The organism is Scytonema hofmannii PCC 7110 (genome assembly GCF_000346485.2).
In the GTDB taxonomy this organism is placed as follows: domain Bacteria; phylum Cyanobacteriota; class Cyanobacteriia; order Cyanobacteriales; family Nostocaceae; genus Scytonema; species Scytonema hofmannii.
Map to the genome: position 1 here is coordinate 7426891 of NZ_KQ976354.1, position 20384 is coordinate 7447274.

Annotated in this window: 18 protein-coding genes and 1 pseudogene; 3 read left to right on the forward strand and 16 right to left on the reverse strand. The window is 41.7% G+C overall.

Annotation, left to right across the window (positions count from 1 at the left end; all coding sequences use genetic code 11):
* Positions 1-67: 67 nt before the first annotated feature.
* Positions 68-379, reverse strand: a complete 312-nt coding sequence (gene groES, locus WA1_RS31115; RefSeq protein WP_026134353.1) for a co-chaperone GroES — start codon at positions 377-379, stop codon at positions 68-70.
* 1341 nt (positions 380-1720) lie between these two features.
* Between groES and WA1_RS31125 the strand changes: the two genes are divergently transcribed.
* Positions 1721-2368: a response regulator transcription factor gene (locus WA1_RS31125; protein WP_017740397.1), complete on the forward strand. Its 648-nt coding sequence runs from the start codon at positions 1721-1723 to the stop codon at positions 2366-2368.
* 71 nt (positions 2369-2439) lie between these two features.
* On the opposite strand, the gene WA1_RS31130 is transcribed toward WA1_RS31125, so the two are convergent.
* The 6 genes from WA1_RS31130 to serA all read right to left on the reverse strand — a co-directional run bounded on the left by WA1_RS31130 (position 2440) and on the right by serA (position 6746).
* On the reverse strand, positions 2440-2748 hold the full coding sequence (locus WA1_RS31130; RefSeq protein WP_017740396.1) for an NIL domain-containing protein: 309 nt from the start codon (positions 2746-2748) through the stop codon (positions 2440-2442).
* Positions 2749-3184: 436 nt separating this feature from the next.
* A complete protein-coding gene (locus tag WA1_RS31135) occupies positions 3185-3553 on the reverse strand; it encodes a sensor histidine kinase (protein ID WP_017740395.1) in 369 nt (122 codons plus the stop codon).
* Entirely contained in the window at positions 3550-3681 is a 132-nt protein-coding gene (locus WA1_RS60440) for a hypothetical protein (protein WP_017740394.1), read from the reverse strand. Before WA1_RS60440 ends, WA1_RS31135 begins: the two co-directional genes overlap by 4 nt.
* A complete protein-coding gene (locus tag WA1_RS31140) occupies positions 3678-3926 on the reverse strand; it encodes a chemotaxis protein CheW (protein WP_017740393.1) in 249 nt (82 codons plus the stop codon). The genes WA1_RS60440 and WA1_RS31140 overlap by 4 nt, the downstream gene beginning before the upstream one ends.
* 144 nt (positions 3927-4070) lie before the next feature.
* On the reverse strand, positions 4071-4991 hold the full coding sequence (prmA, locus tag WA1_RS31145) for a 50S ribosomal protein L11 methyltransferase (protein WP_017740392.1): 921 nt from the start codon (positions 4989-4991) through the stop codon (positions 4071-4073).
* Between the two features lie 174 nt (positions 4992-5165).
* On the reverse strand, positions 5166-6746 hold the full coding sequence (gene serA, locus WA1_RS31150; protein WP_017740391.1) for a phosphoglycerate dehydrogenase: 1581 nt from the start codon (positions 6744-6746) through the stop codon (positions 5166-5168).
* Between the two features lie 295 nt (positions 6747-7041).
* Between serA and ubiE the strand changes: the two genes are divergently transcribed.
* Both ubiE and WA1_RS31160 read left to right on the forward strand, forming a co-directional pair.
* Positions 7042-7737 (forward strand): bifunctional demethylmenaquinone methyltransferase/2-methoxy-6-polyprenyl-1,4-benzoquinol methylase UbiE, encoded by a 696-nt coding sequence (gene ubiE / locus WA1_RS31155; RefSeq protein WP_017740390.1) that lies wholly within the window; start codon positions 7042-7044, stop codon positions 7735-7737.
* 130 nt (positions 7738-7867) lie between these two features.
* Positions 7868-9106 carry a DUF445 domain-containing protein gene (locus tag WA1_RS31160; protein WP_017740389.1) on the forward strand — a complete coding sequence of 413 codons (1239 nt, stop codon included), beginning with the start codon at positions 7868-7870 and terminating at the stop codon, positions 9104-9106.
* 163 nt (positions 9107-9269) lie between these two features.
* On the opposite strand, the gene WA1_RS31165 is transcribed toward WA1_RS31160, so the two are convergent.
* The 9 genes and pseudogenes from WA1_RS31165 to topA form a co-directional block, all read right to left on the reverse strand.
* Complete coding sequence (locus WA1_RS31165) at positions 9270-10115, reverse strand: Rpn family recombination-promoting nuclease/putative transposase (RefSeq protein ID WP_017740388.1); 846 nt, start codon at positions 10113-10115, stop codon at positions 9270-9272.
* 259 nt (positions 10116-10374) lie between these two features.
* Positions 10375-10734, reverse strand: coding sequence for a four helix bundle protein (locus tag WA1_RS31170; RefSeq protein WP_066613067.1), 360 nt, complete (start codon positions 10732-10734; stop codon positions 10375-10377).
* A 38-nt stretch (positions 10735-10772) separates the two neighbouring features.
* A pseudogene (locus WA1_RS31175) lies at positions 10773-12021 on the reverse strand (ISL3 family transposase).
* Positions 12022-12046: 25 nt separating this feature from the next.
* On the reverse strand, positions 12047-12673 hold the full coding sequence (locus WA1_RS31180; RefSeq protein WP_081402973.1) for an LOG family protein: 627 nt from the start codon (positions 12671-12673) through the stop codon (positions 12047-12049).
* Positions 12674-12831: 158 nt separating this feature from the next.
* Positions 12832-15336: an HD family phosphohydrolase gene (locus WA1_RS31185; protein WP_017740386.1), complete on the reverse strand. Its 2505-nt coding sequence runs from the start codon at positions 15334-15336 to the stop codon at positions 12832-12834.
* A gap of 311 nt (positions 15337-15647) precedes the next feature.
* Positions 15648-16595 (reverse strand): ADP-ribosylglycohydrolase family protein, encoded by a 948-nt coding sequence (locus WA1_RS31190; protein WP_026134351.1) that lies wholly within the window; start codon positions 16593-16595, stop codon positions 15648-15650.
* A gap of 65 nt (positions 16596-16660) precedes the next feature.
* A complete protein-coding gene (gene aroQ / locus WA1_RS31195) occupies positions 16661-17122 on the reverse strand; it encodes a type II 3-dehydroquinate dehydratase (protein WP_017740383.1) in 462 nt (153 codons plus the stop codon).
* A gap of 12 nt (positions 17123-17134) precedes the next feature.
* The gene (locus tag WA1_RS58280) at positions 17135-17272 is read right to left on the reverse strand and encodes a hypothetical protein (RefSeq protein ID WP_017740382.1); all 138 of its coding nucleotides are present in this window, start codon (positions 17270-17272) and stop codon (positions 17135-17137) included.
* 312 nt (positions 17273-17584) lie between these two features.
* The gene (gene topA, locus WA1_RS31200; protein ID WP_017740381.1) at positions 17585-20257 is read right to left on the reverse strand and encodes a type I DNA topoisomerase; all 2673 of its coding nucleotides are present in this window, start codon (positions 20255-20257) and stop codon (positions 17585-17587) included.
* Between the last annotated feature and the right edge of the window lie 127 nt (positions 20258-20384).

Sequence of the window (20384 nt, forward strand, 5' to 3'; positions counted from 1 at the left end):
GTGAACGATTCTCTACTTTAGTTAATTGTTAATTGTTAGATCTCCATTAGCCATTAGCCATTAGCCATTAGCTCACGATCGCTAGAATGTCTTTCTCTGAAAGTAGTACGTACTCGTCAGTACCTAGTTTGATGTCGGTACCAGCGTATTTGGAGTAGAGGACTTTGTCTCCTACTTTCACGTCTAATGCCTGACGGCTACCGTCATCTTTGAGTTTGCCATCACCAACTGCAACGACTTCGCCTACTTGGGGCTTTTCTTTTGCAGTGTCGGGCAAGTATAGACCACCAGCGGTCTTTTCTTCCGATGCGCTGACCTTGACGAATACGCGTTCGCCTAGAGGTTTTACTGTAGAAACACTAAGAGATACTGCTGCCATACCGTTTTCCCAATTTATTAGCACTCTCGACTCCTGAGTGCTAATTTACCGAAAGATCGCATGATATGGCAACATTGTCTGTTGTACGGGTTTCCGAACTTTGCTTTTTCAGGTTTGTTTAAGTACTAATACTCAATTATTGATAACTTTCAGGTTTTTTTCGGTAGAGAGCGAATATTGGTATATAGGCAAATTGGTTTGCAAAGCTGGAAAATTGATATAGAACAGTAATCAGGAGCCACGAATTGAGTAACAATACAGTGATTGAATCCAGCGATCGAACACCACAAACCAATAAGCCACCACCAGCGACAAAAACCACTAGGTAATTCTGTAGAAACATTAAGACTGTCAAAAATCACAGCGATACATTTTAAGATTGGCGATCGGACAGTTACTGAATGCCGCTATAGACCAAAAACCAAGCTTCTTGCAAGTTTTTTGGTTTAGACTGATAATAGAGGATTACTCGGATAAGCTGTGGTATAACACAGCGAAACCTGACGTAATTATGCGGAGGAGTACGTGAACTGGAGTAGTCCAGAGTAAAACGAAGTCATTCGTCTTACTGACTCCGCCATGACTCAACTTTGAATCAGTTTCAAAGTTACCCGTCAGGGTTTCAGTCCGCTTAGGAGTGATGACTTAATGAGATTAGCCAGTCTCAAGCGTCGGAGAAGGAACATGGCTACGTCACGATAGCGCAACACCGTAATCCACTAACAAGCTCTTAAGCCGTGTCGAGGCAAACAATACCCCGCAAGGGAGCGCTCAAATCGAGCAAATGTGTAGTTTGGGGTGGCGGTTAAGTCCGATTAACCCCAAATTACTCCAAATTACTCCAAATAATTCCGAAATAATGAAACTTGGTAGCATGACTATACAAGAAAGCAAAATAAAGTAAAAAAATATGCTTTTTTGACCTATCCTTTGCCTGATACTTCTCTAATAGTTCTGGTGAACTTATCGTAAGAGCTTAATATCCTCAAGGGTATGACAAAGTAGTACATAAGATTGAAAGTGCGGTTGCTTATTTTCAAAGGAGCATCGAATGAGTAACACTTCCTTGGTTATTCTGAACAATTATTATCTATTAGGTGTTTTTCCGCCCGCACCATTCAAAGCGATATATAATAACGCATTATGATTACTACTGCTCTAAGTATCCTCACGCTTACTTTGCCAGTTGGTACCGCAGTTCTTCAAAAGTCATTTTCCACTTTTGAAACTTCCACAAAACTCGAGCAAGCTAAGTAGGAAAAAGTACAACACCAACCTATTACACTGGAGAGGATTATTATTCAAGACCTTGATGGATCAAGCGCGACAAGTGCCACTGCTATGAAAGAACCCAGCATGAAAGATCACAAACGACTTCTATTAATTGATGATGACCCCAACCTCATTTTGCTGGTGAAGGATTATTTGGAATTCCGGGGTTATGAAGTCATCACTGCCGAAAATGGTCGCGAAGCACTGGAAATTTTGGAGCAGGATATTCCAGACATGATCATTTGTGACGTGATGATGCCGGAAATGGACGGGTACACTTTTGTAGAACAAGTCCGGCAAAACGAACGCACCAGTTGGATTCCCGTTCTCTTCCTTTCAGCTAAGGGACAAAGCGCAGACCGAGTAAAAGGTCTGAATAAAGGTGCTGATGTATACATGGTCAAGCCTTTTGAGCCAGAGGAACTGGTAGCACAGGTAGAATCTTCTCTGAAGCAGACCATTCGCTGGAAAGAACACCAAGCAAAAGGAGGGGAAAATGGTTCTCGCATCCAAGTCCCCTTTGATGTACAGCTGACCCCAACTGAACTGAAAGTTGTTCAATTTGTGGCTCGAGGCTTAGCTAACCGCGAAATCGCTGAAGAATTAAATGTCAGCCAGCGCACAGTCGAAAGCCATGTGTCCAATATGTTGGGCAAAACTAATCTCCACAATCGCACCGAATTAGCACGGTGGGCGATCGAAAACCAAATGGCGTAACAGGATTTTAGATTTTAGATTTTGGATTTTAGATTAAGAATCCAAAATCCAAAATCCAAAATATGTTACAATTACCAACCGTCTTGACCGACAACTGGTTGATGCTTAATTTCTAAATTCAGTTCATCTAGATAGGTCAAGGCACTGGCAATTTGGAAAACTGTTCCTCGTAGTTCCAAATCAAAACAGCCTTTTTGCGGTACATCCCCAAGGAGTTGTGCGGTAGCGATATTGACCGTAACTCCACTGTGAGCGATCAGCTTGGAAATAACGGGCTGTTCGTGCATATCCTTGGGAACATAAACCGTAACGCGAGTTTCAGTGCGTCTGTTGTCTCGGAAATTATTGGTAGATTTACCCTGTTTGATCAAAAGAGCCATAGTAGATTCCCCTTGAAATTAGTAGATTTCCCTTGAAAATGATCTGATAGGAGTTTGGCGATAAGAACCTTTTTACTCCTAATCAAATACAGCAATATTACTCTTTTTAACACAATCCAAGGCTCTAGTTAACGATTGTTTCAAAAAGTATTGTTTATTTGTCAGTATCGGGTTTTTTAGGAAAATTAATTTTCAAGAGAGAAGACTTTAACTTGGTACCAATACTACAAGGGATAGCGAAAATTAGAACCCCGGTTTCTTCAAAAAACCGAGGTTCTGACACCTCAATTATCGTTAACCAAGCGGTATTGTAACTTGTGCTATCTGACAGTTGTGAGAAAAGCAATTTTCTCTTTTGGTTTTATTTTTTATAGAGGTTTAGATTCCTTACTTCTTAAAGAAGTCGGGAATCTTGACCTACATAATTTCTCACTGGTCACTGGTCACTGGTCACTGACTCCTGGTCTTGTAAAACTGGAATTTCAATGACAAATTCTGTACCATTGCCAACGTCGGAACTTACATCCAGATTTCCATGATGTTTTTGAATAATTTGGTAGCTGATTGCTAATCCCAATCCAGTTCCCTGATTGACGGGCTTAGTTGTGAAAAAAGGTTCAAAAATTTTATTTTGTATTGTAGAGTCTATTCCCGGTCTATTATCATTAATAATGACTCGAATTAAATTATTATTGACTATTTTGGTTTGAATTCTGATTTGTTTTTGTGCTTGCTCTTTTCTCTCTTGCAATGCATCAATAGCATTACTAATAATATTCATAAACATCCAATGGTTGCCTGTCATAAGCAAGAGTCATTTGGTTTTCCCTCTAGTGCCAATAAACAATGACTCATGACGGCAACTTGAGCCTTGACTTCCATGCAAAATAAGTCTAGCAAGGAAAAATGATTAACATCGGGGTCATCTTTCATGACATTACCTTTTTGCTGAGAGTATGGAACAGCAGTTCCTCATTCAAATAGCTGACACTGCGATCGCGCATCAACTGGCATAGGTCAAGCACTGATACAATACGCCCTCGGTAATTAAAAACACCAGCAACGTATTTGGGTGTATGAGGTAAGGTTTTTAGAATCACCAAGGGAAGGACTTCTACAACCTGCTGACTTGCTATGGCATAAAGTTGATTATCAATAGTAAGTAATAAAAACAACATCTATAGACCTTGTAATATGGATTGAGTCAACGCAGTTTAACTCAATCTTGCAAGGTTGATAAATAGAGAAAATACTTGAACCAGGCATCCCGCGTATTTTAGGTGTGTTGTGTATTGTCCCGTTAACCGTCATACTATATAATTTCAAGATCGTCGCACGTTTAAACAACACCATTCTTTGCGCTTCCAAAGAGTAGCTACAACCCAACCATGTTTCTCTAACGCATCAGCAACAGCTTTAGATTGCTCGAGTAAAATTCCACTGAAAACTCCCCAAGTAGTGGGTTTGACGATCGCATTAAACTCTGGTGCCAATCGAATAATAACGTCTGCCAGAATATTGCAAACAATACCATCCACTGGTTGCGGAACTAGTTTTGTTAAAACATCTACACTCCCTTCCGCTACGATTAAACTTTCTGGGCGGACACCATTCATGGCGATATTTTCTAAAGTCGATCTGACTGCTAGGGGATCGGTATCCACTGCGTAGGCTTTCTTTGCTCCCAGTAACAACGCTGCTATAGAAAGGATACCAGAACCACAGCCAACATCCGCAATAACCACATCTTCCTTTACCCGCTCTTCAGTTGTGAAAGACTCAGGTAAACTGCTCAGACGCATTTCTAAAGATTCTAAACACAACTGAGTTGTAGCATGGTTTCCAGTACCAAATGCTACACCAGGATCTAAAAGAATAATCAGACGTTCGGAATTTTCCGGTACTGGTAGCCATGCAGGATTGATTAAAATGCGATCGCCAATTTCCTGTGGTTGCCAATATTGCTTCCAGCTACTTGCCCAATCTTCCTCATCAATCAACTCCAAATGCACCACAGGTATGGGAAGTTCCATACACAGAGCATCTTGCCGCAACCACAAGGACAATGCAGCCAAATCCAGAAGATGCGCTTGGAACTGAGGCAAATAACTGCGTACAAAAGAATGACTGCCTTTCTTTTCACTAGCCGTTCCACGACAACCAAAACTTTCCAAACGCCAAAATATAGACTCTTCTAGCGCCGGTTCACATTGAATTTGTACTTCCCACCAGGTGTTTGCCATAGGATTGTAGATTTTAGATTTTGGATTTTAGATTGGGAGGATTAAATTTGTGCTATTGACTATATAACTGTAAATTGTTGACTCTTGATTCAATTTAGAATCCACAATCCACAATCCACAATCCACAATCCACAATCTAGAATCCAAAATCTAAAATCCAAAATCCAAAATTAATTACAGTGTTACTGTATACGCATCCCGAATTCCAGGGACTTTGGTAATTTCAGACAAAATCCCATCAGGTAGAGGATCGTCAAGGCTGAGAACCATGACTGCATCACCGCGAACGATTTTGCGACCTACCTGCATACTGGCAATATTGACATTAAAACTCCCCAATAGGGAACCTAGTTTGCCAATAATCCCTGGCATATCTCGGTGCAAGGTGAATAACATATGTTGACTGGGGGGGACGTTAATTGGGAAACCATCCAAGTTAGTGAGTCTGATTTCTCCATCACCCAACAAAGCACCAGTTACAGCATGAGTACCCAGAGAACCAGTCGCTTCTAAATGCAAAGAGCCAGCGTAGTCTTGTATTGCTGCATCTCGCGTTTCAATCACCCGGATTCCACGCTCTTTTGCCTCAATACTTGCATTTACGTAATTTACCCGTTCCCGTAGGGCTTTGTAAAGCAATCCTTTTAAAGATGCCACAACCAAGGGCTGACTCCTGTTTGTTGCAAGTTCTCCTTGAAGTCGGATATTAAGCAACTCCACCCGTCCACCAGCTAACTGTCCCACTAGGTTACCCAAGGTTTCTGCTAGCTGCATATAGGGTTTGAGTTCTTCTATGACATCAGGATTAAGTCCGGGGATATTCACTGCTGAACGTGCAGGTAGCCCTAACAACACATCCCGAATTTGTTCGGCAACGTCTATTGCCACATTCACTTGTGCTTCTGTTGTAGAAGCGCCCAAATGAGGGGTGAGAACAATTTCTTTGCCCAACGCTTTTAAGAATGATTCACCCAAGGGTTCCTTCTCAAATACATCTAATGCAGCACCGGAGATTTTACCCTCTTTAATGGCAACAGCCAAAGCTTGTTCATCAATGATGCCACCACGAGCGCAGTTAATAATACGAGCGCTGGGTTTCATCTTTGACAATCTTTCAGTGTTGATTAGGTGCGTAGTTTCTGGTGTTTTAGGTATGTGCAGGGTGATGTAATCTGCTTGCTGTAATAACAAGTCTAGATCCACCAATTGACAGCCGATTTGTTCTGCCCTGTCTGCAGATATGAAGGGATCGTAAGCTAGCAGTTTCATTCCCATTGCTTTGGCAACAGCCGCAACATGGGAGCCAATTTTGCCCAAGCCTACAATACCTAAAGTTTTCTTGTAAACTTCAGCACCCACAAAAGTTTTGCGATCCCACTCGCCGCGCTTTACGGAAGCATTGGCATCGGGAATGTGGCGGGACAAGGATAACATCATCGCCAGTGCGTGTTCTGCAGCAGCGATAGTATTTCCCTCAGGAGAATTGACAACCACAATTCCTTTGCGCGTAGCTGCAGGAACATCAACATTATCAACACCAACACCAGCGCGACCAATGATTTTTAACTGCGTGCCAGCTTCAATAATTTCTTGCGTGACACGGGTTCCAGAGCGAATCATGAGTGCATCGTACTCACCAATGATTTCTATGAGTTCCTCAGGCTTTAACCCGGTTTTAACATCTACTGTAGCAACTTGGGATAAGATATCAACCCCAACTTGATCGATTGGATCGGAGACAAGAACCTTAGACATGATTGCTTATTGTAAAGCTATAGGTATTCCTGGAAGACGGACTTTCAGTTTAAACTGAAAAGAAGAGTGCTTTTGCTGTAATAATTAAGGTTTCCATGCTCCCGGAGGTTTTCAGATGATATTACTAGAAGGTCAGTTGTCCTCATAGCCGTGGAGCATTTCCTCCCGCATTGAAATGTGGCTGACTTTTTTGCCACTCACTCGGTACTATAAACGATCAATAGTGCGAAAACCTATATCTAAAACCTATAAATTTATGAAAATTTCTTAGCGATGAACTCTTGAGCCTTGACAAATGACTAATAATGAAGTTAAGACTATTTTTGACCGTATTGCTCCCGTTTACGATCGCCTAAATGATTGGTTGAGTTTGGGACAGCATCGCATTTGGAAAGAAATGACGGTGAAATGGAGCGGAGCTAAACCTGGTGATACAAGTCTTGATTTGTGCTGTGGGAGTGGAGATTTATCTTTTGTGCTAGCAAGGCGCGTGGGACTCACAGGACAGGTCTTTGGAGTGGACTTTTCTCCACAGTTGCTAGAAGTTGCAAAATCTCGCACTCAAAGTCAGTATCCTCGCTCTCCCATCACTTGGATAGAAGCTGATATTTTGAATTTACCCTTTGACGATGACCGCTTTGATGCCGCAACAATGGGTTATGGTTTAAGAAATGTCACAAGTATTCCTCAGAGTTTAAAAGAATTACATCGCGTCCTTAAAAAAGGTGCTAGAGCAGCAATTTTGGATTTTCACCGTCCCAGCAATCCTCAAATGCGTGTTTTTCAGCAATGGTATTTGGACAATCTCGTGGTTCCCATAGCAAGCCACATGGGTGTCAAGGAGGAATACGCGTATATTAGTCCCAGCCTTGAGCGATTTCCCACAGGAGTGGAACAAGTCGAGATTGGTCGTCAAGTTGGTTTTACTTCTGTCACACACTACCCTCTCATGAACGGTATGATGGGAGTGCTAGTGCTTACAAAATTTTAGATTTTAGATTTGCGATTTTAGATTAGGGAGTGCTAACTAGTAGTTGCGATTTGTACCATTAATTGTTAGCCAAAACCCAAAATCCAAAATCCAAAATCCAAAATCCAAAATCTAAAATCCTCTTAACTCAATGGATTGGTCTCATCTTTGGCTTTATGTTTCTCCCCCTGTAGCGGGTGGAATTATCGGCTATTTTACTAACGACATAGCCATCAAAATGTTATTTCGTCCCTACCGAGCAATTTATATCGGTGGGCGAAGAGTTCCATTTACCCCTGGATTAATTCCCCGCAACCAAGAACGGCTTGCTAAGAATATCTCCAACACAATCATGGGGTCGCTGCTCACTCCAGAAGAATTGCAAAATCTGGCGCGACGATTGTTGCAAACCGAACGCGTACAAGGAGCAATTCTTTGGCTGCTGCGTTTGGCAATTGACCAAGTCAAATCCGATCGCGAGCAGAAAACAGCTAAGATTTTGTCAGGAATATTGCGGGATTTGTTAGGGGAGTCTTTACCACGCCTCCTCAAGGTACTGGCTCGGCGAGAAGACTTTTTGGAAGTACAAGTTAATCAAATTTTTGACCAGATATTACTGGAATTTCAATTAACTGACGAACAAGCAACTCGTCTCGCTGATTGGCTGCTACAAGTGGTTATTCCTCCAGATGTATTGCGACAGGCTGTGATTGACTTTTTGACAGATCGCACCATCCAAGCTATTGATGAAAGCTTTCGGGAAAAAACCAGCGGTACATATTGGGTGGTAGCAAATCTCTTTGGCTTGCGAAATACTCTCAGCCGTTTGCGTACTTACTGCTTGGATGAAAAAGATGCGACCAATGCTCGTCTACAGGAATTGATTCGAGAACTACAAGTACGCGATCGCCTCAAGCGATTTTTACAAAACTTATCATTACAAAACTTACCAATAGGTACGGTGCGACAATTGCGAAAAACGACACGCGATAGTGTCCGACATTATTTACAAACAAGGGGTAGCGATTTACTCCAAGGATTAAGTGGCTCTGTGGACTGGGAGCATATAGCTATGTTACTCGTTAACCGCCTTAGCACTTCATCTGTTGTGAGTGCTTCCTTAGAAGTTGTTAGTAAGGAACTAGCTCTGATTTTAGAGAGGTATTTGGAACGAGATTTAGAAGCTATCGTGGCTCAAACAATCCCCATTTTGTCAATTGACCAAGTGATTGTTGACCGAGTGAAATCCACCTCTCCTGCTGACTTGGAAGCAGCAATTGAAGGAATTGTCAAAAATGAATTGCAGGCAATTGTCAATTTAGGCGGTATTTTAGGTTTTGTTGTCGGGTTATTTCAAACAGCACTTTTATTATTTAGTCAATCGGTGTAAATGGGGAGTAGGGAGTGGGGAGTAGGGAGTAGGGGGAAGAAATTTTTGTTCCCTCGTTGTGGGCTATGGCTCGTGGGGGTTTAGCTTGTAGCTGCGCTCTTATGAGAAGATAGTGCAACTACAAACAGATTGAATTCATCTCAAAGCTTGTCTCTTTCTAAGATTAATTCAATTGCGACCGCAAAGACTGTACCTCTTCAAGAGATAATCCTGTAAACTTCACCACATCTTCAGGTGTGATGCCATTTTTTAGTAAGTTAACAGCAACTTGCTGAATCCCTTCTTCGAGACCTTCGGCACGACCTTCGGCACGACCTTCGGCACGACCTTCGGCACGACCTTCGGCACGACCTTCGGCACGACCTTCGATTCTAGCTTCATCCCAGATATCTTGATAAATGACAGATTCTTTCATTATTTCCTTTTTCAGTACTTTTTTAATCAACCCCTTATCCAATACTAAACCCGCTAAGATGGCTGTTGCTGCAGCCACATTGCTTTGTTGTCGCCGGTCATCAATTCTGTCTATTTCTCTTGCCACTTGCTTGAGTGTCGCTTCGCGCCCACCTTCGTCTGCTTGGCATAATACTGCAAATGGTAATAGACCTACATATTGTGACAACACTTCTTTTGGCTGTTCCCAAAGACGAATGACGTTGAATTCATGAAGAGTGCCAGGAATTGAAAAGGTATTTTTATACACCTCTTCTGAGTCTGTCTGTTTCAAGTAAATGACCACTTGATACATCCGCTTTTCGGGAAAGCGACGATAACCTCGCACGCGGTAATCTATCATGCGAAATGGGATGTCTTTATCCGGGTTGGTTTGGAACTCCAAATGAAGTATCACCTCTGGGGACTCTAATAGAATTAGTGCGTCGGCACGAATTGGTTCGAGAGATAGTTCGCTTGGACTTAACTCGGTTAAAGCAATTGGTTCTCCAATGAGCCAAGAAGCAAAGTCAGTGGAGAAAGTTTCTGCTAGGAATTTACAAACGTTATCAAACATTACAACATGTTACCATCTTCAATACCAATTGCTACTTCTTTATAATCTTTTGTTGAAGTAAATTTGGCATTAAGGTTTGACCTCTTTCCCAATCCATTTATCTAGATGTTGATGTTGATAATCTGCTAGCATATCTAGTAATTTTGGTTCTTCAGTACTTGTTATGCTAAAATAACAAGTACTGAAGAGGGAACAGGGAACAGGGAACAGGGAACAGTGAAGAAAGGAAAAAGGAAAAAGGAAAAAAGGGAAGAGAGCGTTATTCTAGCTTCTTAATGAGGGCAATAATCATTCGACTCTCTTCTCGTAGCAAAGAAATAATTGGTTCTATATCTTCTTGTTTAGATAGACCTACCCGATGCGATAGAATAACGTGTGTTTCTAATTCATTAACCGAGCCTTGAGCAATATTCAGAAATCTAATGTATTCAAGTGTCAATCTTCTTCCATATCCCTCGGCTATATTGGCTGGAATAGAGACAGCGGATTTCCTAATTTGTTGTACCATGCCATATAACTCGTCTTTGGGAAAAGGTTTAGTCAAAAAATAGCACTTTTCGGCTATATCCATACCTTTTTGCCAGATTTTTAAGTCTTTAAAATCATTAATCTCTGCCATGAAAACCCTCAAGATTATCAAAATTCATCAATGTTTAGTTAGCAATTGAAATGCCAAGTTAATAGGCACCGAATTCGAAAGTTGTCAAAATTTCTAAAACCATAAGCAGCGCGTTTGATGAGCTTGAGTTTGTTATTAATACCTTCTACAACTCCGCTTGTTGTCCTATTATCAAAGTAAGCAACGATCTCATCTAGCCAACGAAGTATTGTGTTATAGCTCTTAGGAAAATGTTTTTTCGCTTTAAATAACCATGTTCCTAGTTTAAATAATCCGGCTTCCCAATTACTTATTGTTTCAAAAATTTGTCGAATTTCCTCTTTTAATTCATGCATGATTTTTAGACTAGGAGAAACTTGTTTGACTTCAATTAATTTCTCTTGTTGGACTTGATTTAGATCTTCTTCATTCTTAAGTAAAATATATTTACTTTTTGTAAGTCCTTGTAAAATTTTTTCACTGTCTGCTTTATCTTGAGGAGATTCCGCTTTTTTTATAACTGATTCTATTTGACTTTTTTCTCTCTTTCTTTGTGTATCTAGTTCCTTGTTTATCTGTACCATTACATGAAATCTGTCAGCCACTACTTGTGCATGAGGCATTAATTCTTTCACTAAACTTTTATAACCTTGCCATAAATCTATACTCACTTCTTCTATTTTATCTAAAACATCATTCCCCCATTCAATTAAGATTTCTCTTATGACTTCTTGTGTGCGCCCATGTAAAATTGTAATTGGTTTAGATGTATCCAAATCTGTTAAGACTGCACAGTAATTTCCATGACCTTTCACCAAAGCTATTTCGTCAATTCCCAGTCTTTTTAATCCGTCATGTTTTGATGAAGATAATCCTGTAGATGCATCTTTTAACATTCTTTCTATTTCTTCTGTCGTCACAATTCCTTTGGATGCAACACTGTGAATATCGTTTTCTAAAACGTCTTGTATTATTTTTTGAGCTAATCTTTTTGTATATGTCCTTTTTCGGCTTACGAAATCTAATTCTTCACTAAAAGGTTTTTTACACACCTCACATTTGAATTGTATAAAAGTTTATTTCTAAAAAAACTGGTTTTTCTCCAAATGGTAAGTCTTTTACTATGTATCGATGATTTTGATGTAATCTATGACTTACGGTTCCACAACGTAGGCAAATACTATAATCAGAAATTGATTCGGTTTGTAGTATAAGTCCAATTCCAGCATGAAGCCGATGGGATATGACTTTTACCCCTTCTATATCCAGAATTTCCGTTAAAGCTTTAATACCTTTTTTCCTTACCATAACTGTTAGATTTACAAAAATGTTATCAGGCAAGGCAAACAGAAAACTTCGTTTCTTTCTTCACTGTTCCCCGTTCCCTGTTCCCTGTTCCCTCTTCAGTACTTGTTATTTTAGCATAACAAGTACTGAAGAGCCGTAATTTTTCTGGTTCTGATGCTTCTAAAACTAAGGAACGATGGGTAGGCCGTAAAAATTCTTCAGTCACGGCTTTATCAAAAAATGCTAGCAAAGAATCGTAATAACCATTTATATTGAGTACGCCACAAGGCTTTTTATGCAATCCCAATTGTGACCATGTTAAGATTTCGCAAAACTCTTCGAGGGTTCCAAGACCTCCAGGAAGTGCCACGAAAGCATCGGCAATTTGCGACATCATGGTTTTACGTTCGTGCATGGAATTAACAATATGAAGCTGTGTAATTCCATTGTGAGCAATTTCTTTGGCAACCATAAATTCTGGAATAACACCGATAACTTCTCCTCCTGCTGCAAGAGTAGCATCAGCGAGCGCACCCATTAGCCCTACTTTGGCACCCCCGTAAACTAAACCTAGCTGTCGTGTTGCTAGCACTTCACCTAACTGTTTGGCTGCTTGTTTGTAAGCTGGTTGTGCTCCTCTTCTAGAAGCACAAAATACACAAATATATTTCACGTTTTACTTTGCCTCTTTTAAATGAAATAATGTTATGGAACCGCAGATGAACGCAGACGAACGCAGATAAATTTGTACTTCGATCAGATGCAAACCGCTATAATCCCCAATCCCTCAATCCAAAATCCAAAATCTAAAATCCCAAATCCAAAATGAGATTATTTCGATTTGGGATAAGCGATGCGCTTGTGATGAAATTGTTGCCAAACTTGTAGGAAAATTTCTGCAATTTGAGACATTTCCTCTCGTGTTAATCCCGATGCATCTAATTGATTGTCTTGCCACTTAGCTCGGAGTATATTATTGAGCATGACTAAAGCTTGTTCTGGGGAAACCTCTTTGAGCGATCGCAAAGCGGCTTCGCAGGAATCTGCTAACATGACAATACCTGTTTCCCTTGATTGAGGGACGGGACCTTCATAACGAAAATCAGCTTCATCTACTTTTAAATTCGGGTCTGCTTGCGCCATTTGTTGCGCTTGATGGTAGAAATAAGCAATTTGCATTGTTCCCTGATGTTCTGGAATAAATGCTTGAATTAGTGAAGGTAAACTGTGTTTTCTTGCCATCACCAACCCTTCACTAACGTGCTTTTTAATGATTTGTGCGCTTTTCCAAGGGTCTTGAATTTCTGTATCGTGTTTATTGGGTCTCCCCATTTGATTTTCAATAAATGCCATGGGGTCGTGCATTTTACCAATATCGTGATATAAGGCACCCGCTCGTACAAGTTCGACATTACACTTCAAAGACTTGGCAGCTGCCTCAGCAAGGGTGGCAACAAGTAGCGTGTGTTGAAAAGTACCTGGAGTTTCAGTAGCAAGTTTTTTTAACAAAGGACGGTTGGGGTTAGCTAATTCTGATAAACGGATTGAAGTCACCAGATCGAAGAGTTTTTCTAAATATGGGCTTAACCCCAATGCCACTATACTCCAAGCTAAACTGGACAGCGCAAACAATACAGCATTTTGGATAACTGTATAATATGGGAAAACACCCAATGCGGCGCTCAGTAGCAGTCGGAGAACTAGATAAACACCGCCCTGAGTTAAAGCGATCGCAACACTTAAAAGCGCTAGTTCCTCACGGGAGTGCAGTTTTTGTGCCATACAACTCCCTAAAATTCCTGCTGCTGTCCCAGCTAAAAGAGTGACTTTACTAACATCTAAACTTATTGGTAGCACTATCGACAGTAGCCCTATAACTGTAATTCCCAAACGGGGTCCATAGAAGCTACCCAACAACAAACCAACAGCACTCCAAGTTGTGTGTGGCGTACCCAGAGTGATCGCTAATGGTGTACTGAGTGTTAGCAGTAATATGAGCAGGCGATCGCTTTGTCTTAATTTACATTGACTTCGCCGTTCCAAAATAGCAAAAAAGCCAACCGCCCCAGTCACCGTTATTCCGAGTTGTATCAATCCTTGCCAGTTAATCTCGCGACGAATGAGGTGATAATACTCCAGAACTTCAAAATCAAACGCAGTGATTTTTTCTCCCCTGCGAACAATCAACTCACCTTTTCGCACAGTCACCATCACCGGTTTGACACCAGCCGCCGCTTTTGCTGCCATAAGTTGCGTTCGTAATTTATCAGTTTGAAGATTGGGTTGTAGCACCGCTAACAGCAGTTTGATGGCCAAACGCTCAGCAACATTTGGCACTAATGTATGTACGTGTAAAGTGACTGCATCTGTAATAATGTGGGGAGGAAGTCCAGGCGGTATACCTTGGGTGAGAATTCTTTGTGCAGTTTGCTGAATTCCCACTTGTGTCTTCGCCCAGTCATCATCTGAGATGTCAAGAAGGGAAGTTGCATCATAAACTGTTTCGGGTTTAGCCCCTATCAGATCTGAAAGTTTCGTACTCGCGATCGCATACCCTTGACGGACTTTGATAATTTGAGCGATAAGTGAGGAGAAGTTTTGCTCGTTTGCGGATAAACGGTAGGTTTCTAATTCCTGCACGGCTTGGGCAAAGTCAGCATTGCGAAACAAATCGTTTGCTTTTAAATCCTTTGTACCCAGGTTTTCTTTATTTGATAGCCCTTGCTTGTACTTTCCAGTGTTGTCTACAGCAAGTAGCAACGCTTGCCATTCCCAATGAGAACACGATCGCACGTAACGCTGGGTTGAGACGGATAAAATAAAAGTATCAAAAAATGGAAAAGCTCCCAAAGACGAGCGAATGTTGTTCCCTTCACTCAAAATTTGTTGTAAATTTTGTTGAATTTCTTCATTAATTTGTGGATTGACCATTAAAACTGGCGTGGAGCTTGTACTAGCAGCTTTGCGCTGTTCTTCTGTTTGTTTCTTATTCTCAATACTGGCTTCTTCGGGTGCTTTAATGGTCTGTGGCGCAATAGCTCCGATTTGCAACTGCGGCTGATTGTACAATTTTTGTCCTAGAACTCCTGTAAGAGATAGGACTGCGATCGTAAACACAACAGGGGAATGCTTGCCGTTCAAACAACTAAGAACAACTGTATAAACTCCATTTCTACGTTTAACTGTCTTCGTAGTTGAACTTGCCGAGCTTAATGTTTGATGTTTGTCTATCTCACTTTTGTCTAATACGTAGGACTGATGGCGTAACTCTTTGTACTGTCGCCGCCATTCAATCAATTTCTGGGTCACGGACACAAAAAATTGCTGCGTTTTCATTACCTATGACCGCAGTTCCTTACGTTATTAGCTTAAAACAACACCATCCGGAGCGGAAACACACTTTTAGCAGATTTGTCACAATTGCTCCCTGGGAATTACGATTTTGGATTTTGGATTTTGGATTAGGGGATTTTGGATTGAGTAAAGCTTTTTCTAGGATTACTTTCACCTAACTTGCTGTCGCATTCTTGTTACAAATTGATACAACTTCCTTAAGATTAGTATGAAAATATACTACATTTTATAAATATTTATTGATTTGCGTGTATTGGTATGCACCTCACAGCATAAAAATGATGGGAATAGCATTAGCGCAGCCGAATGACGCGAGGAGCTGCTATTGCCTGTGAGGGCGACCAGAAACTCGACCCCAACAAACTCTTTTCTTCGCCAAACTCATTTGAATCACGAGCAATATCATACACTCCTGACCACACTGCCATTAGTGTCTTTATTAATCTTAACATATTATAAGAGCTAGCTATTTGCCACTTTTGAGCTAAATTTGAACGATCAAGTGAGATTTGCCAAGTCAGGGGAATACCTGCTGTGCTGTTATATGCTCCTGATAAAGCACCCGTCAATGTAGCGATCGTTTTTGAGTAACGACCCAACCTATCTGCTCGTAATACTGCAAGACTAAAATCTTCTAGCGTACTAAGAAAACAGTAAAATGCCATAGCTATGACGTTTCCTGGCTTTTCTTCTCTGGTTAACTCAGCTTGTGCGCTGTCTAACCCCGCGCCACTTTCTAATAAATTCTTAACTTTTAATAGCTGTTTTGGCAAACTTGTTGGTGTTTCTCCAATAAAGGAAATGGTTTGGGGGATGAGGGTGGCTGGGGTCAGTTTTTCCGTTAGAGATTGAGCGATCGCATAACTTACTGCTAGCATTCCGTCTCTTATCATTGGATCGCTCTGCCAAAATTCTGCGATCGCGATCGAGTTTTGGCGCAACTTAATTAAATTTTCATGAAAAAATAGTACCACTGGTACAGATGCGGGAATAACTGACAACCCATCTTCTAGTTGTATTCCTTGCTCTTGCTGCTGCTTGCACCAACGAGCGCTAGTCTCAATCGGCGAAAGTGCAATCAAACTTTCAGTATAAGAAGTTGCTATTTGGCTCCAATGCATAGCTTCTTCTGATAGCACTTGTGCATTCTCAGAAACATCTTTATTCCTTAAAGCTGTGTTTTCCCCAATAATTGCCCCTAGTAAGACTCCATGACAGCGATTTAAAAGTGAATAACGCATAAAATAAATATGAATTGATGAATTATGAATGCTAAATGATTCACAATTCATAATTCATTTATAATTCATAATCTTCTTAAGTGATGCACTAACGCCTGTAAGCCCAACGTATAGCTTTGTGCACCAAATCCGCTAATTTGCCCAATCACTACTGGAGCTATGTACGAGTGATGGCGAAAATCTTCCCTGCGGTAGATGTTACTTAAATGCACTTCTACTGTCGGTAAATTCACAGCAGCGATCGCATCTCGTAATGCCACACTTGTATGGGTGTACGCGCCAGCGTTAATCAAAATACCATTATGTTGCCCCAGTGAGTCATGAATAGCGTCTACTAAAGCACCTTCATGGTTTGATTGTATTGGATAAATTTTTGCTTGCACTTTTGCACCTTCATCTTCCAAAATCCGATTGATTTCGGCTAGTGTCAGCGAGCCATAAATTCCTGGCTCTCGCTGTCCGAGGAGATTAAGGTTAGGTCCGTGCAATACTAGAATACTTAGGGACGCTGATGACAAGCCTTGCACCTTGTGTTACTCTTATCTACGGCGCGAGCGGTCTTCTACTGGAATTGGAATCAATTCCGGCTCTGGCTCTGAAGCTGGTCCTAGAATGGCTTCTATCAACTTTTGTGCCAGTTCCCTAAGTTTTTCTAGCAGGTTTTCTATATAATCCATTGAACTGAACGCTCCTAAGCTACTCATTCAATATGTTTATTATTACACGGAGAAACTGCAGTATCTTTGCACTTTTGGCTGATAGATAGGTTTCTCCCATACCTTTCTAATTGGGTATGTGCCATCTATAGGATGTAGCCTGTATTTTACGTACTCGACGTCCCAATTTTTGGCTGTGTTGCTATTTTATCAGAAAAATTGGTTAGTGGTTAGTGGTTAGTGGTTAGTGGTTAGTGGTTAACCAATGCCCAATGCTCATTTTCATCAACCCGCACAGTTTACTCAAAACAACTAACAACTAACAACTAACCACTAACTAGCTTTTTTCGTTTTTTTGCCCGTTGTGGTTGAGGACTTGGTAGAAGATTTAGAACTGGAGGTTGTTGATTTACTCGTTGTTTTGCGTGTAGATTTTCCAGATTTTCCAGTTGAGGCTTTGGTTGCCAATAGTTCTAACGCGGAAGCTAGGGACATATCTTCTACCGATTGCTCATCTGGAATTCGCACGTTGGTTTTACCGTGCTTAATATATGGTCCGTAGGGACCTTTGTAGATGTTTACTGGTTCACCATCCTCTGGGTGAGGACCTAATTCCTTTTCAGCTGCTTTAGATTTGCTACTGGAGGAGTTACGCCCTTTTTTGGGTTCCGACAATAATTCCAATGCACGTTCTAGTGTTATTGTCAAGATGTCATCGCCAGATTTTAGGGAGCGATATTCCTTTTCTCCACTTTGGTTGTGAACAACATAAGGTCCAAAGCGTCCCAGGTTTGCTTGGATTTCAGCACCAGTTGCTGGATGAGGGCCTAATTTCCGAGGTAGAGCCAATAAACCAATTGCGATTTCCAGGGTAATATTTTCGGATGTAACGCCTTTGGGCAAGGATGCTTGTTTTGGTTTGGGGTTTTCTTCCGATTTGTCGCCCAACTGAACGTAAAGTCCGTAAGGTCCAATTTTAAGGTAAATGGGTTCGCCTGTTTCTGGATGAGTTCCAATTTCGTCCGGACCGACAATTTTTTGTCGCAAGATTGTTTCTACTTTTTGCGGATCGAGGTCGGCTGGAGTGAGGTCTTTGGGAATTGAGGCAGTAACAACCTGTTCTCCATTTTCTTTTTCTATATAAGCGCCGTACTTTCCGATCCGAACTTTGACATCTAAATTTTCCAGTTCTACTGTCCGGGCTGAACTGGCATCAATTTGGTTTTCTTTTTCCTTAACCTGGGTTTCTAAGCCTTTGTCTCCTGAGTAGAACGCTCGCAGGTAAGGAAGCCACAGCGCCTCACCAGTAGCGATGTCATCCAATGTTTGCTCCATTTTGGAAGTAAAGCTTGGATCGACGACATCGGGGAAGTACTTTTCCAACAACTCAGTGACAGCGAAGGCTGTGAAAGTTGGGATAAGCGCATTACTCATCAATTGAGCGTACCCTTTATCAATAATTGTGCCAATAATGCTGGCATAAGTACTGGGACGCCCGATACCTTCACTTTCCAAAGTTTTTACCAAGGTTGCTTCAGTATATCTAGCTGGTGGTTGAGTTTCGTGACCAACGGCTTCTAATTCTTGGCAGTTGGGGCTATCTCCGACTTTTAAATTCGGTAAAATAACTTCCTGATCTTCTAGAGCTGCTTCCGGATCGTCAGAACCTTCAACGTAAGCACGGAGGTAACCTGGAAAATCAATGCGTTTGCCAGAAGAACGGAAACCAGCATCTTCGACTTGCAACTGCACGCTCACTTGAGTTTGGCGGGAGTCTGCCATTTGGGAAGCAACAGTCCGCTTCCAAATCAAGTCATACAACTGCAATTCCCGCCCGCCCAGACCGGTTTCTTGGGGTGTGCGGAAGGTGCTACCTGCGGGACGAATGGCTTCGTGCGCTTCTTGTGCTCCTTTGGATTTGGTCGTGTACTGTCGTGGTTGGGGGCTGAGGTATTCCTTTCCGTAACGGTTTTCCACGCACTCGCGAGCAGCAACAATGGCTTGATCTGACAAATGTACTGAGTCTGTACGCATATAGGTGATATAACCCTGCTCGTACAAACTTTGGGCAGTCCGCATGGTATCTCGTGCTCCCATGCGGTATTTGCGGTTGGCTTCTTGCTGTAGGGTAGAAGTGGTGAACGGTGGCGAAGGTTTGCGCGTTACGGGGCGTTCTTCAACCTCTATGACTTTCCAGGTTTTTCCTAAGAGTTGTTCTCTGAGGGCTTCGGCTTGGTCTTGATTGAGCAGGACGACATTGCGATCACTTGGAATGGTTCCTGTCGCCGCATCGAAGTCACTACCATTGGCTACCCTCATCCCTTTTAATGTAATGAGTTGAGAAGCAAATGCTGCTCCTTTGGTTGAATCGGGCGGAATCAACGTGGCTTTCAAATCCCAGTAGGAACCTTGACGGAAAGCACGGCGCTGACGTTCTTTTTTAACCAAAAGCCGCACGGCTACAGATTGTACGCGTCCTGCTGACAGTCCCCAAGCAATTTTTTTCCACAGCAAAGGAGACAGGGTATAACCCACCAACCTGTCCAAAATTCGCCGCGTTTCTTGGGCGCGAACTAGCTGTTCATCAATATTGCGGCAGTTTTTTAAAGCTTTTTTAATGGCTTCTTGAGTAATCTCGTGAAACACCATCCGCTTTGTCGGAACCTTTGGCTTGAGCAACTGGTATAAGTGCCAACTAATGCTTTCACCTTCCCGGTCTTCGTCTGTAGCCAGAATCAGTTCATCTACTTCTTTGAGAGCGTCTTTCAGTTGAGTTACAACTTTCTTCTTATCTTTAGGGATAATATAGAGCGGCTCAAAGTCGGCGTCTACATTTACCCCAAGTTGCGCCCATGCTTCTCCCTTGACGTTAGCGGGAATATCACTAGCTGATTGGGGTAGGTCACGCACGTGTCCCATCGACGCTTCTACCCGGTAACCGGCTGGGAGGTAGTTGCGAATGGTACGAGCTTTGGTCGGAGATTCGACGATGACGAGAGTTGACATGGAAATTACAAAAAAATAATAGCTGTTCGGCTAAATAATCAATTGAAAGAAATGATAAAGAGCGTATCGGTCTAGTTCAACCATTAGCTCTGGGATTATGCGATCTAATCCTTACACAAACCGTCTT

Bases quoted from the DNA above. Each gene is read 5' to 3' on its own strand.
- WA1_RS31160 (WP_017740389.1), top strand. From the start codon at position 7,868: ATGGATTGGTCTCATCTTTGGCTTTATGTTTCTCCCCCTGTAGCGGGT.
- groES (WP_026134353.1), bottom strand. From the start codon at position 379: ATGGCAGCAGTATCTCTTAGTGTTTCTACAGTAAAACCTCTAGGCGAA.
- topA (WP_017740381.1), bottom strand. From the start codon at position 20,257: ATGTCAACTCTCGTCATCGTCGAATCTCCGACCAAAGCTCGTACCATT.
- serA (WP_017740391.1), bottom strand. From the start codon at position 6,746: ATGTCTAAGGTTCTTGTCTCCGATCCAATCGATCAAGTTGGGGTTGAT.
- WA1_RS31130 (WP_017740396.1), bottom strand. From the start codon at position 2,748: ATGGCTCTTTTGATCAAACAGGGTAAATCTACCAATAATTTCCGAGAC.
- WA1_RS31165 (WP_017740388.1), bottom strand. From the start codon at position 10,115: ATGTTTGATAACGTTTGTAAATTCCTAGCAGAAACTTTCTCCACTGAC.
- ubiE (WP_017740390.1), top strand. From the start codon at position 7,042: ATGACTAATAATGAAGTTAAGACTATTTTTGACCGTATTGCTCCCGTT.
- WA1_RS31185 (WP_017740386.1), bottom strand. From the start codon at position 15,336: ATGAAAACGCAGCAATTTTTTGTGTCCGTGACCCAGAAATTGATTGAA.
- WA1_RS58280 (WP_017740382.1), bottom strand. From the start codon at position 17,272: ATGGATTATATAGAAAACCTGCTAGAAAAACTTAGGGAACTGGCACAA.
- WA1_RS31170 (WP_066613067.1), bottom strand. From the start codon at position 10,734: ATGGCAGAGATTAATGATTTTAAAGACTTAAAAATCTGGCAAAAAGGT.
- WA1_RS31135 (WP_017740395.1), bottom strand. From the start codon at position 3,553: ATGACAGGCAACCATTGGATGTTTATGAATATTATTAGTAATGCTATT.
- WA1_RS31140 (WP_017740393.1), bottom strand. From the start codon at position 3,926: ATGTTGTTTTTATTACTTACTATTGATAATCAACTTTATGCCATAGCA.
- WA1_RS60440 (WP_017740394.1), bottom strand. From the start codon at position 3,681: ATGAAAGATGACCCCGATGTTAATCATTTTTCCTTGCTAGACTTATTT.
- WA1_RS31125 (WP_017740397.1), top strand. From the start codon at position 1,721: ATGAAAGAACCCAGCATGAAAGATCACAAACGACTTCTATTAATTGAT.
- WA1_RS31190 (WP_026134351.1), bottom strand. From the start codon at position 16,595: ATGCGTTATTCACTTTTAAATCGCTGTCATGGAGTCTTACTAGGGGCA.
- prmA (WP_017740392.1), bottom strand. From the start codon at position 4,991: ATGGCAAACACCTGGTGGGAAGTACAAATTCAATGTGAACCGGCGCTA.